This window comes from Christiangramia qingdaonensis (assembly GCF_048381525.1).
Taxonomy (GTDB): Bacteria; Bacteroidota; Bacteroidia; order Flavobacteriales; family Flavobacteriaceae; genus Christiangramia.
This window is the reverse complement of sequence record NZ_JBLWIM010000012.1, coordinates 584,041-598,462: the sequence shown is the minus strand read 5'-3', so window position 1 is coordinate 598,462 and position 14,422 is coordinate 584,041. Positions and strand designations below refer to the sequence as shown.

Here is a 14,422-nt window from a genome sequence, read left to right as displayed (position 1 = left end):
CCACCTGTACCAGCTTGTTGCTGCTCAAAGGGAGTTGTGGTGAATTTCAAGTACCAGGCAAGATCAGGATTGCTTCCTGGAATTGCTCTTACATACATGGTATTTTCAGTAATACTAAGAACCTCGTAATTGCTGGCTCCAATATAGTAGCTCATAAAACCACCGCCACCTAACTGGATTTCAGTTCCGGTCGTAGCATCTGCAGGAACTCCATTTTCTGCAGGAGCCAAAGTAACGGACTTGTCGCCAGAAGTATCGTAATCGATACATTCATCCTGGCCACCGCCACCACCAAATTCAGCAACATAGTCTACATTAAAGAATGTTCGACCCATATTATCCTGATTGTAGGTGATGTTCTCCCCACTTTCAGTAAAAGTCAGCTCATCTGTGTAAAAACATGAAGATATTTCATCACCTGCTTTTTCAAAAGGTGCTGCTTGATAATATTCTGGAAAAGCACTTGCAACTCCGTCTGCTACGAAATTAGGTCCTACTCCAAGATGTCCAGCTTCAACTGCTGCAACATACCAGGTTTTAGAACTTCCTCCAGTAAGAAATTGCTTAGTTTCAGGATCATTGAAATCACTCTCAACTTCGACTTCCAGAGACATCGAGCTACTAACACCACCTTTTCCATAGGCTACTACGGTTACGAGGTAGGTATTGAGTCCTGTTCTGGTGAAACGTTTCGTATAGTTTCCACTTGGAGCAACAGCAGAGGAGCCATCGCTAAAGTTATACTCGTAAGTAATAGCATCGTTGGCGGTAGCATTAAATTCTACCATTCCAGAGCCATCGTCACTAATATTTGTACTCACCTGAAGATCTGTAGGAACTACGATCGTATCGAGGGTGAGATCATCTTCCTGGCAACTCATCATAAAGAGAGTTGCAAACAGGAAGCTTATTAATTTAATATATCTCATAGTTTTTCTTTTTTCTAATTGTGGAAATACACATTGTCTATGTACACAGTAGCTTCAGCTGTAGGGTTTGCAGAGAATATGTACTGTGCAATATTTGATGTATTACTTAAGCCTGTAAAATCTGAAATTGGAATATCAAGCTTCACCCAGGTATTAGGAGTTACTGTAAACTCTATCTCGTGTTCGGTATCATCCCCACCATCAAAAGCGGCATCAGGACCAAAATCAACCAGTTTAACCCTGAACGCAGTAGCATTTCCGGTCCAATAATCTACATGAAAGTGAGTCATTGCCGACGCATCCACCTGATTGGCAACCGTTTCAATACCCACAAAATTAAGTTGGTCATACAATTTTATATTATTCCCTTCTACCGTAGTTTCAGAGTAAACAGCATCAGACCAATCTGTTCTCCAGGTATCTACAGTTACATTTGTGTATGCATCACTAAAAAGTGAAATTACATTTGCTTCAGGTTCTGTAGGTGTTGCTGCTGCAGAAACAGGTTCTGTTGGTGGTACAAGTACTTCATTAGAAAAATACAGGTTATCTATATAGAAGCTTCCTCCATTATCTGGCTGTACGTCAAACTTGAATTGGAATACATCGCTAATATCTAATCCCTGACTTGTAAATTCTGATAATGGGATTTGTATAATATTCCACTGGTTTGGCATAACCTCTAGATTAACCGCATTCTCACCTGTAGAAGAAATTAGAAAGAAAGGAATTGAAGTATAATCTCCAGACCATACAGCAATATTTACGAATTCAAAAGCTGTAGCATCGACACTTTCTCCAATATCAATTCCCTGGTAATTTGCGTTATCGTATTTAATAACGTTGTCTCCATCCAAGGAGATCATCTCGTAAGTAGTAGACTGACCCCAATTTGGGAAATAGTTAATATTTGCAGGATCTGTATAAACATCGCTGAAAATAGAGAATACATTTTCCTGAGCGGCTGTTGGTGCATCAGGTGCTACAGTAGGATCCTTTTGTGCCTCTTCTCCTTTTTTGATATCATCTATGTAAAAAGTACCAGCAGTTGTGCCAGGACCATCGATGAAAATTACGATTGTTGAATATTGACCAGTTGGAACAAATGGCTCACCAACACCTTGAGATCCATCGATAAAGCTTTTAATCGCGTCTGTAGCAAAATCGAAACTCAATACTTCCCATCCTGTACCACCGTGATCTGTGGAAACTTCCGTTTGTCTTTCACCATTAACACCACCTTCAAATTTTAGAAGTACCGGTAAAGCCACATCAGACCAAACCTTCATAGTAATAGTTTTAGAATCTGCACTAAAATCTACTGGTTCACCGAGCGTATAAGCAATACCCTCGAACTGCGCTCCAGAATTTGTTACGGCAGCAACATTAGTTTCTGAAGTATTAGCACCTGAAAGATCAGGATTAACAACAACTTCATAACTAGTACCATTAAATGTTCCAGCAGCATAGTTTACTGTTCCCATATCAAATGTAATAGGAAGCTTTAAAGGATCTGTTGCTTCTGGAACAATGATGATTTCATCTTCTTCCAAAGTAGCCGCGCCAGCTCCACGTGCAATAACTGTCAATTCATATACTCCAGGTTCGTAAGTATGTTCGATAGATTCTCCTGGCATAAGTTGAGCAGGCTCCTCATCATCCATGTCTCCAAAATATACATCGAAAACCGTAGCATTATCTGCAGTAGCAGAAACCGTAATCGTTTTTGGATCAGTGTCCGGTTGATCTACGTTGATCACCAAGTTTTCAGGAGCTTTAAATGAGATATTCAGCATTTGATTGTATTCGCTAGTAAGCCCCGTAGAGCCAACTGCTACAATTTCCACCATATATTCTCCTTCATCATAAACGGTAGTAACCGACTCACCATTTGCGATTTCGGTAGTCTCACCATTTCCAAGATCAATTTGAAAAGTCTGAGCACCAACACCGCTTGGGGTAATTGTTACTGTTCCAGTATCATCCTGGCTAATATCAAAGTCTGCTGTTACATCTGTTGGAGCAGAGATTTCCTGGAACGCGTAGTTCGTAATTTCATCATCTTCACATCCTGTAAAAAGCAGAAGCGAGATGGTAAGCATTGCTAAAATTCTGAATATTTTCATTTTTATTCGTTTTAATGGTAGTTTTTAGTATCCTGGATTTTGCTCCCAATTGTTTCCTGCAAGCTCAATTTCGATAGCCGGGATAGGGAATAATTCGTGTTTTCCTGTAACGAAACCGTCGATTTCATCTGCTGCTCTTCCTGTTCTTACCAGGTCGAAGAAACGATGCCCTTCTCCTACAAGTTCCAGTCTGCGATCTTCATAGATCTGATTTAGCAGATTATTTCCAGAAAATGATACATCTTCCAGTCCGGCTCTGTCTCTTACTCTGTTCAAATAAGTTCTTGCACGATCTTCATTACCAGATTTGAAATTAGCTTCCGAAGCCATTAGTAGCACATCTGCGAAACGAATTGCGCGGTAGTTATTTGGATTTGTAAGGTTTTGATCACCGGTATTCAAATCCCCAGCTCTCGCGATATATTTTCTGTTATAATATCCAGTATGTTCGTATCCTATAGCATAGCTTGCTCCAGTTGCAGCAGCATGTGCTTCGATATCAAGAATAGCTACGTCTTTACGAATGTCATCGTCTGAAAACTCATCGACTACTTCCTGTACCGGAACATTGAAACTAAATCCAGAATCAAATACAGCATTTTCTGGATTTGGATAAGAAATGTTTCTTACACCATTAAATCCAACAGCCACATTTCCTTCTGAACATTGAAGACACCCAAAACCAGCACCTTCTTTATCTGTATACTGAACTTCGAAAACTGACTCCGCATTATTTTCGCCTTCTGGTTCAAATATGAAGTTATAATCCTGCACGAGGGAGTAAGGTCCGCTAATTACAGGTTCGAAAGCAGTAGCCGCTTCAGCAAATTTGTTCTGAAACAAATAAGCTTTTCCTAGCAAAGCCTGAGCTGCTCCCGAAGTTACACGACCTTTTACGCTTTGGACAGCCGGAAGGTTTGCCGCAGCGAACATAAGATCCTGCTCGATCTGAGCATAAACTTCAGCCTTTGGAGTTCTAGGAATATCGAATTGCTCTCCAAACTGGATTCTATTGTCTACCGCTAATGGCACATCTCCAAACCATTTTACCAGTTCGAAATAATAATAAGCTCTTAGAAATCTTGCCTGCGCAATAATTTCAGTCTTACCTTCAAAATTCAGAGCGTCCTGAAATTCAAGCACATAATTTGCACGATTTACACCCGCAAACATCCAGCTCCAGATATCTCTTAGTTGCTGGTTTACAGGAGTATGCTCCATATTGTCAATTTCCTGAATTCCAGGCGTATCGTTCGCACTCTCACCACCCGCAAGGGTATTGTCTGAAGCGATCTCGCCCAGCATCACATTAAGGTAAGTAGATTGAAGCAGGTCATAAGCTCCTACCAGTGCAAGATCATAATCTTCGGGTGTATTAAAGAAATCCTCAGAATTTTCATCCTGGCTATCTACATCCACGAAGTCATCACTACATCCAGATAGCGCCAGAAATGCGAAGGCGAGTATCCAATTGATTGTATATAATTTCGTTCTCATCTAATTAAAATTTCATATTAATTCCTAGCATATAAATTCTTGGCACTGGATAGAATCCCTGGTCTATACCACCACCAATTGGAGCTCCATTAGAAGCTGAAGGATCATACCCGCTGTATTCTGTAAGCGTAAATGCATTATTTACTGAAGCATATACTCTAAACTTCTCTACACCAGTATTCGCAATAAGATCTGAATCCAGGGTGTACCCAACCTGTACATTTTGTAATCTCAGGTAAGAACCGTCTTCTACGAAGAAATCTGAAAACTGGTTATTGCTGGTAGCACCAACGGTCACCCTTGGAAAGCTATCTGTAGTTCCTGGTCCAGTCCATCTACCTAAGAAAGCATTCGTTCTGTTCGTATTAGGCTGATTTCTTTCAAAGTTTCTTACGATATCATTTCCGAGGGAAGCGAAAGCATATGCATTAAAATCCCAGTTCTTGAAGGTGAACCCAATATTTGCGCCCATGGTAAGGTCTGGAATTGGATCTCCAATATCTGTTCTATCATCACTATCTATAACTCCATCACCGTTTTGATCTACAAAACGAATATCTCCCGGTGCAGCGTTTGCCTGCGTTGCAGCAGCATCAACTTCAGCTTGCGTCTGGAAAATTCCATTGGTTTCTAATCCATAGAAATATCCAATAGGTTTTCCAGGCTCCATTCTGGATGGTGGTTCCTGTCCTATTCCAAAAACTCCTCCGGGAATGAATCCACTTTCACTATTTACGTAAAGCACTTCATTTCTAAGAGCTGTAAGGTTATAGTTTACATTAAACTTAAAATTATCATTTACAACCTGATTATATCCAATAGAGAATTCAAGTCCCTCGTTTTCAACTCCACCACCATTTACAAACGGTGCAGAAGATCCAGGAGCAGCAACTCCTAAAATTCCTGATACCTGCGGAATCACAAGAAGGTCTTCGGTTTTCTTTTTAAAATAATCGATAGTAACATCAATACTGGAATTGAAGAACCTGGCGTCAAGTCCAATATCAAGTGTCTTCTGTTTTTCCCATTTAATTTCTGGGTTTCCCAGAGCACCACTTGCTTTTCCGAAGATAATTTCATCATTAAATACATAAGCACCTTCACCGTTCAGTAGAGAGGCATATCTAAAAGCAGGAATTCTATCATTTCCAATGATCCCATAACTACCTCTTAATTTTAAGAAATTTAAAGCTCCGTTGTCATTAATAAAATCTTCATCTGAAATCACCCAACCTACAGAAGCAGATGGGAACCATCCAAATTTGTTTTCAGGACCAAAAGCAGTCGAGCCATCGCGTCTTATTAAACCAGAGAATAGATATTTTCCCTGATAGTCATATTGAACACGTGTGAAGTACGACAATAATCGGGTATCGAAAGTATCTCCACCGTTCTGATAGTTATCTACAACTTCCGCAGCATTTGAAACTCTCGCTGAGCCATATTCATTGGATGGAAGTTCAAATCCTGTTAAGGAAGCAAGATCTCCGGTAGTTTTAAAAACAGACATACCCAATAACCACTTAAGATTATGATCGCCAAAGCTGTCATTATAGGTTAAGAAGTTATCCCAGGTATAATCTCTGTAGATCTCAAAGTTCTCGGTAACATTATTACGGTCTACGTTGAAAACCTTTCCAGATCCGTAGAAAACCTCTGGAGAGAAATATCTTCCATCAACTTCAGAATAGTTAAACTGGAATTGAGTTTTCGCAGTTAATTTATCCCAAATAGTATATTCCAATCCACCAACACCACTAATTTTATCTACACGTGTATCATTGAAAGCGTTGTTGATTTGAGCAAGTGGATTGACAACTTCATTTCCAAGCCCTTCAGCCAGAGAGAAATTTCCATCAGCATCACGCACAGGAATATTTGGATTCATGTTCACCGCATTGAAAAGTACAGACCCAAGGGCATTTTCAGCTAAAGTCTTACGGTTACTATTAGTATAGATTCCGGATAAATTAAGTTTCAGGTTATCTATGATTTCAAGATTATAATTTACACGCCCTGTAAAACGATCATAATTAGACTTGCTTCCACCAACAATACCATCCTGGTTAAAGTAGGAAGCTCCAAAAGAATACTTGGATCGATCTCCACCACCAGAAATATTCAGGTTCATATCAGACATTGGCGCTGTTGTAAAAACCTCATCCTGATAATCTGTCCCTTCACCAAGGTTTCTATAATTTGGATAAGGAGGATTTTGACCAGCGGCTGCGTAAGCTTCGTTAACGATTACTGCATATTCGGTTGCATTCAAAGCAGGTAATCTTCGTGTAGTTTGCTGAACACCTGTATAAGCATCAAATTCAACCTGAAGATCTGCATTGTATGAACCTGTTTTAGTAGTAATAAGAATTACCCCGTTGGCAGCTCTAACACCATAAATACCAGCAGTTGCATCTTTCAACACATTAATGCTTTCAATATCATTTGGGTTAATAACACTAAGGTCTTCGATCACGTTACCATCAACCAGGATTAGAGGTCGGTTATCACCATTGGTACTTATACCTCTAATATTAATTGTGGAAGCACTTCCTGGAGAACCTGAAGTAGAGGTGATATTCACCCCTGCTACTCTACCCTGTAAGGCTTGCTCAACTCGTGCCGGGTTCAAATCCTCTATGGTTTCTGAACCTACTACACTTACCGCACCGGTTATTTCCTTTCTTGACTGAGTACCATACCCAATCACTACTACTTCATTTAATGCTTCTGAATCTGTTTGAAGCGTTACATTGATCGTTTGTTGATCATTCACTGTAATTTCCTGGGTTTGAAAACCTAAATAACTGAACTGAAGTACATCTCCAGAGGAGATATTCTGTATCGTATAATTTCCGTCAAAATCTGTAGTAGTACCTCTTGACTCATTTTTTACGATCACATTTACTCCCAGTAAAGGCATTTTGTTCTCATCGGTGATAGTTCCGCTAACCGAAAACGATTGCGCGTAAGCACCGAAAAACCCGCTTAGAAATAAAATCAAAAGACAGGTAAATTTCCTCATGTGTTTTAAAATTAAATTTGCTTTTACAATATATTAACATGAAGTGCGTAGAGAGGATTTTCAACCTTTACAAAATATCTACAATTATAGATTTATCAATTTTAAGCGCCTCAAATTACAGAAATCGCAATAAGGATAGGCGTTAGATGCCATTTTCAAGAACAGTAGCTAAGGTGTTAAAATTTAGGAATTTAAGCGAATGTAGAGGTAATGTAGAGTTATTTTCTACAGTTGTAAAGGTTATAGAGAAAGAATATATTCGGTTAAATTTGTTTCCCGGTCAAGATCCATCTTCTTACGCAAACGATATCGTTTAATTTCTACACTTTTCACCGAAATATTTAAAAGAGGAGCAATTTCTTTAGAGCTAAGATTTAGTCTCAAATAGGCACATAATTTGAGATCGTTGGAAGTAAGTTCCGGATGTTTTGATTTAATCTTTTTGAAAAAGTCTTTATCAGCATTGCTAAATGCTTTTTTGAAGAATTTCCAGGTGTCTTCTTCGCTAATGTCCTTATCGATGGTATTAATTACCGATTGTACTTTTCCAGTTTTTTCGTATTCCTTCAGTTGATCTTTAATCTTGGTTAGAAACTCGTTCTTCTTGATCAGGCTCATGGTAGTTACCGCAAGTTCCCGGTTTTTACCTGCCATATCCTGTTCCAGTTTCTCATTTTGCAACTTGATGATTTCCTTTTCGGCCTCAAGATTCTTCAGTTTGAGTGCGCGTTCATTTTCTGCCAGGTATTTTCGATGATGTCTCCTGTTCATTAAATGTACCGCATAAAGAATAAGCAGAAAGATCAGGACATATAAAATGATGGCGCCAGTACTTAAATAGAAAGGTCTCTCTACGGTAAATGATATGATTGCAGGTTCAGTTTCAGAATTACCAACCCGGGCTTTAACCTCAAAAATATAATCTCCAAAATTCAGATTTTCGTATGACACTTCATGCTCCTCACTCCATGTACTCCAGTTTGAAGATAGACCAACGAGACGGTAACTGTATTTGGTGTTGGTATATTTCTTAAAAACCGGCGCGCTAAACTCAAATTTAAGGTTATTACGACGGAATGGAAGTTCTATCTCTTCCGAAGAATTTAAAGAAACTCCGAGTGAATCTACAGAGCTTGCTGTAATTCGATCTACGCTGATCTCGAAATCCTCAAAATCCAAATCTGCCGCTGTATCATCAAAGCTTACATAACCATTGGCAACTCCTAGTAAATACCTGTCATTATTTAATTTATTAATGTTCTCATACCCTACCGCAATATTCCTATAGTCCTGGTCAATAAAAATATAGTCAAGCTGGTAATCACTGCCAATTCCCTCAGGCTCAATTGAAAAAATCCCTTCTTCGGAAAACCCCCAAAGAACATCATCTTCCTCCACGATCATTCTACCGGAAACCCTTTCCACATCGCTTACCAGATGATTTAAAGAATTATCCAGATCGAATCGATCTTCAACCTGATCAAATTTGTAAATATTGGTGAGGCTACTATAATATAAACTATCATTGAACTGAAATACTCCGGAAGTTATTCCAGATTCCTCTTCAAACTTGTAGTTGATGGTATTAGAAGCAGCACTTAGCGAATCGTTAAGCTGAAGATTAAAAACTCCTTTATGCTCATTACCTATCCAGATACTGAGATTCTTATCAACCACAATACTTTTGGAGGAATGTGGAAAGTTATTCAGCATAGGCAGATCTTCAAACCCAGAATCCTCTTTCCGTAGAAAACTGATTCCATTATAATGTCCCTGTATATAGAGGTCCTCCTTATACTTCTTAACGATCCAGGTTCCTAGCCGCTCGCTGATCTTATTTGCAGTGGCGCCTTCAACCAGGAACGTCCCACTATTGTGGCCACAAAACAGATTACCGTCGATCTCGTTTAGAAACCAGACCTGTCCATTAGTTCCCGGTATCAGCTGAAATTCTTCGGAATCATCCTCTTTCACATATAGTCCCTGGTTTGTGCCCAGGTATAACAAATCGTCTTTTTTATATGAATCGTAGACTGAGCCAATTTTACCCCTGTTATCCTGAAAAGATCTAAATGTAGACCCAAGGTCAATGACGCTAATTCCGTAATCTAGTCCTGTCCATACATTCCCAGACTGATCAAGGTGCAAATCCAGGGTTGTATTATTTTGCAAAATATTATTCTGATCAAATCTACCAATGATCCTGCCATCCTGCGCGATCTCAATCACACCACTTCCTACTGTTCCCAGTACTAGATTTCCATTATCAAGATCCAGTGCATCGAGCGCATTTGGTTTTCCAATACTTTCACTAAGCTGTCCATAAAACTGTTCCAGCAAACCTGATCGAATTTTATAAAATTCTGAATTCCCGGTAATCATGGAAAGCCCATCCTCGTCGAGATCGTATAAATGCATGATCGCAATATCTCCTAATTGCTCCCCGCTAATAATTTGCCTCGGCTGACCTTTTTCAAATTTGTACAATCCTTCGCCAACAAGCTGAAAGTAAAGTTCTTCTTCAAAATTAAAAATATTGGAAACGGGTTTCCCTGTTGGATTAGCCATTTTCGTAACCTCATCACGTTCCAGGTCGTATAGATATATGCCTGCAAAACTTCTAAAAACAACCTGTGCATCTATATATTCAATATCCCAGAATTGTTCGCCATCATTAAGATCAGGGAACTTTGAGATAAGACTTTGAAAAACCAGCTCTCCGTTATTTGTTGGAGTCCAATATCCCGCTTCCATGTAAGCTCCCGTGAAGATTTTTTCTTTTACAACTTTTACAGATCTAACTATAGATTTATTGGGTACCGGGTATAATCTCCAACGCTCGCCATTATATTCAAGCAAACCTGTGCTATTTGCGAAATACAAGTTCTTGTTATCAGCCTGGGAAATCATCCAGTTCTGATTGCCTGCGGAATAGTCATTGGGGCTGAAATTGGTAACCGGAGGGAGTTCCTGCGCATATGTTTGCAGATCACATACTAAAAGTCCGCTAAGAATAAGCATGAACAGCATTCTTGAATGCTGGATCTCAAAAACATTAAACTTAAACTGAATCCTGAACAATTGCAGATATACCTTAATTAGTAAAAATTTTAGGAGTGGTTGTTAAAGTATTATAAAGAGCTATGACATCCTAAATTAAATGAATTTTTTTGAAGGTTATTAGCAGAATACTACTACTATACTGAATTCAATCAAACTCCTACCTTCAATGAGCATAATTACTAAACTAACCCTACAAACACAAGTCGGCAGCAAAACTTTATTTCTTGGAATTCTATTCGCATTTCTTGGAAATATGACCGGATATTCTCAAACGAATTCGAAAGAGGTCGTGCATTCTGTTTATGTCACTTCCAATACAGGACTTCGTTCTAATGAAGATAATAAGCAAGTACTCGATCAAATCGTAAAGTCCTCTCAGGCAGGTGAATCTAACAGTTTGGTAATGGTCGGAAATATCGTACCACAAAGTGGGTTTCCAGATAAGGATAACGGACGTTCTCGGGTGGAAACAGATTTAAAGAAAAATCTGCTGGATAAGATTAAAGATTTTAACGGAAAGATCATTTATACCCCTGGCTATAATGAATGGCAGGAAGACGCTCCAGATAACATCGATGACCTGGAATCCTTATTACAGGATACCCTGGAATCTGATTTCTGGCCAAATGATGGTTGCCCAATTGAGAGTGAAAGCCTTAGTGACGATGTGCAGCTTATAATGATAGATTCTCAATGGTATATCGAAAACTGGGATGATCATCCTTATATCAATAACAAATGTGAGATCAAAACAAGGCTTCAGTTTCTGGATGAATTTAATGATGAATTAGAGGATAGCCAGAGAAAAACAGTTCTTGTAGCTGTTCATCATCCTGCGATGACGCAAACCAAAATTGGATTTTTAGAAAAGATGTTAGGTCATGGTACCCAAACAAGTCGCAATCCGCAGCTAAAAAAACTGATGGGTAGTCTCGAAGCGCTTGCCAGACAATATAATGATGTCATTTTCCTTTCAGGTAAAGATAAAAATCTTCAGTTCGTACATGATGACGGGATCGAACAGATCATTACTGGGGTCACTAAAGAAATTGAGAAGGCGAGACCAGATAAAGAAGAAGGTGATTTTGTAAGTTATGAACTCGGTTATGCCAAGATCAATATCTACAAGAACGGGGCATCAAACGTAGAATATTTCTCGGTTTCCCCAGAAGGTGAAAAACAGATCTACAGTTACGAAATGGCGAGGGAACGACCAACTCTAGACGAAGTAGAATGGCCAGATACCAAATTAGGTAAAACTACTACCACTTCTGTTTACACTGAAGAAGAAACCAATAAGGACGGACTTTACAAAGCACTGTGGGGAGAACATTACAGATCTTTATACAGTAAAAAATTTGAATTCCCTGTTCTTTATTTAGACACTATTCCGGGGAATATGAAAGTACTGGGTGCCGGAGGTGGACATCAATCAAGATCGCTGGGATTCATTGATGACGATGGACACGAATATACTTTGAGAGCTTTGAAGAAAAGTGCACTTCAGTTTTTGCAGACTACCGTGATCACAAATCACTATGTTGAAGATTATTTAGAAAACACGGTAGCTGAACGATATGTACAGGATTTTTACACTACAGCTTTTCCTTACGGTACTTTCCCGGCAGGAAAATTTATGGACGAACTTAATATTTTCCACCCGAATTCTGAACTTTACTATGTTCCGAAACAGGAAGCATTAGGAGTTTATAATGAGGAATATGGTGACGAACTCTATATGTTCGAAGCACATATTGGAGGAGAAAACAAGGATCTACCAATTTTTGATGGAGCTGAAGATATCCTGAACTCATCAGATCTACTTCTGGAAATGCAGGAATCAAAAGATGCTTATGTAGATGAAGAGATCTACATTAGAGCAAGGCTTCTCGACATGTTCCTGGGTGACTGGGATAGACATGAAGGACAATACGAATGGGCAGAATTCGAGGATAAGGAAGGTATGAAAAGATATGTGCCCATTGCAAAAGACCGTGACCAGGTATTTTCTAAAACTGATGGTTTTATACTATCCTTACTTCGTGTAGGTTTCCCTCAAATTAGAGCGATGGAACCATTTACAGAAACTGTAAAAAGACCAAAATGGTTCAACCATGCTGGATACCCATTAGACAAAGCAGTAATTCGAGACAACAACTGGAATACCTGGAAGGAACAGGCTGAATATCTACAGAATACACTTACAGATGAAATTATTCAGGAAGCTTTCGATGTATTACCTGCAGATATAGCAGATAATGAATACGTAAAGGACATCAAAAGCACTCTTGAGGTAAGAAGAGGGAATATGATGGAGATCGCACGTGAATACTACGATTACCTGGTGAAATTTGATATCTTCCTTGGAACCGAAGATGATGATGCTTTTCTTATTACTCGCAAACCTAACGGTGTTACGCAAATAGAGCTAACCAATGAAGATGGAAAAGTAGTTGCTCAAAAAACTTACGATAGTGATGAAACCAAAGAAGTATGGATCTATGGACTTGATGGTGATGATGAATTTAAGATCGTAGGTGAAGGTTCTTCTCTAGTAAAACTAAAAGTTATTGGTGGCGAAGAGAATGATATTTATGACTTTCAGAATACAAAAAAGGCGAAACTTTACGATTACAAGAGCAAGGATAACACCATAAAAACTTCAGGTGCCAATAAAATGCTTGTAGACTCTTACGATATCAATAACTACGATCCTAAAAAGAGAAAAAGTAACCAATTCACCTTTTTCCCTAGTGCCGACTTTAACTCAGACCAGGGATTCAGCTTAGGGGTTAAAAATACATTTACTACCTATGGTTTGGTTCGTAATCCATTTACATCTCAACATAATCTCTCTGCAAACTACTATTTTGCGACCCAGGGATTTGATGTTGGCTACTATGGCGAATTCGCAAACGTATTCTATAAATGGAATTTAGGAGTAGATGCCTATTATTCAAGTCCGAATTTTGTGATTAACTATTTTGGAACAGGAAATGATACAGAGTATGATGACGACGATGTTTCCAGAGATTTCAACAGGGTGAAAATTGAACAATGGAGACTTGCACCTTCACTTATATATAGAAAGAATAATAATGTATTCTTCAGTATTAAACCAATGATCGAATCGAAACAGGTTTCTTACGATGCAAATAGAATTGTAGCCGAAACTTTTGATCAGGATAATGATGTTTTTGAAGAACAACTTTACGCTGGTGCAGAGGTGAATTACAACTATTATAATAAGGATAGAGTTGCATTTCCATCAAGAGGAATTGAAGTGGATCTAACCGCGGGTTATAAAAGCAATATTGATGAGTTTGACAATAAATTCGCTTACGTAAGACCTATGCTTTCTTTAAATTATCCATTACACGAAAGTGGTTTTGCGGCTATTGCGACAAAAATAGGTGGTGAAGCGATCCTGGGAGATGAGTACGAATTCTATCATGCGGCGACACTTGGCGGCGGAAATAGAAATACGCTTAGAGGTTATCGTAATGAACGTTTTAATGGTAAATACGCATTCTATCAGAATATTGATATTCGAAGTGGGATCGCCCAATTCAGAACTAATTTTATCCCAATTCGTATGGGAGCCAGCATTGGTTATGACTACGGTAGAGTTTGGGTAGATGATGATGATAGTAACGAATGGCATTCCAACGTGGGTGGATCGATCTTCATCAACGCGTTCAAAGCCTTTACCGGAAACATTGGATACTATGTTGGGGACGAAGGAGGTCGTTTGAACTTCACCGTCAACTTTGACTTCTAGT

General features: G+C 38.9%; 6 protein-coding genes. 1 reads left to right on the top strand and 5 read right to left on the bottom strand.

Annotated features, from left to right (window positions below; all coding sequences use genetic code 11):
- From ACNI3T_RS07635 to ACNI3T_RS07615, 5 genes are all read right to left on the bottom strand, one after another.
- Positions 1-929 (bottom strand): PKD domain-containing protein (locus ACNI3T_RS07635; RefSeq protein WP_418227309.1); only part of this gene is annotated, 929 nt, incomplete at its 3' end.
- A gap of 14 nt (positions 930-943) precedes the next feature.
- A complete protein-coding gene (locus tag ACNI3T_RS07630) occupies positions 944-3,055 on the bottom strand; it encodes a hypothetical protein (RefSeq protein ID WP_418227308.1) in 2,112 nt (703 codons plus the stop codon).
- A gap of 24 nt (positions 3,056-3,079) precedes the next feature.
- Complete coding sequence (locus ACNI3T_RS07625; protein ID WP_418227307.1) at positions 3,080-4,552, bottom strand: RagB/SusD family nutrient uptake outer membrane protein; 1,473 nt, start codon at positions 4,550-4,552, stop codon at positions 3,080-3,082.
- A 4-nt stretch (positions 4,553-4,556) separates the two neighbouring features.
- On the bottom strand, positions 4,557-7,577 hold the full coding sequence (locus ACNI3T_RS07620; protein WP_418227306.1) for a SusC/RagA family TonB-linked outer membrane protein: 3,021 nt from the start codon (positions 7,575-7,577) through the stop codon (positions 4,557-4,559).
- A 240-nt stretch (positions 7,578-7,817) separates the two neighbouring features.
- Entirely contained in the window at positions 7,818-10,607 is a 2,790-nt protein-coding gene (locus ACNI3T_RS07615) for a helix-turn-helix and ligand-binding sensor domain-containing protein (RefSeq protein WP_418227305.1), read from the bottom strand.
- A gap of 199 nt (positions 10,608-10,806) precedes the next feature.
- On the opposite strand from ACNI3T_RS07615, the gene ACNI3T_RS07610 reads away from it, so the two are divergent.
- Positions 10,807-14,421 carry a metallophosphatase gene (locus ACNI3T_RS07610; RefSeq protein WP_418227304.1) on the top strand — a complete coding sequence of 1,205 codons (3,615 nt, stop codon included), beginning with the start codon at positions 10,807-10,809 and terminating at the stop codon, positions 14,419-14,421.
- The last annotated feature ends 1 nt before the right edge of the window (position 14,422 follow it).

Coding starts and splice junctions, on each gene's coding strand:
- ACNI3T_RS07630 (WP_418227308.1), bottom strand. CDS start 3,055: ATGAAAATATTCAGAATTTTAGCAATGCTTACCATCTCGCTTCTGCTT.
- ACNI3T_RS07620 (WP_418227306.1), bottom strand. CDS start 7,577: ATGAGGAAATTTACCTGTCTTTTGATTTTATTTCTAAGCGGGTTTTTC.
- ACNI3T_RS07610 (WP_418227304.1), top strand. CDS start 10,807: ATGAGCATAATTACTAAACTAACCCTACAAACACAAGTCGGCAGCAAA.
- ACNI3T_RS07625 (WP_418227307.1), bottom strand. CDS start 4,552: ATGAGAACGAAATTATATACAATCAATTGGATACTCGCCTTCGCATTT.
- ACNI3T_RS07615 (WP_418227305.1), bottom strand. CDS start 10,607: ATGCTGTTCATGCTTATTCTTAGCGGACTTTTAGTATGTGATCTGCAA.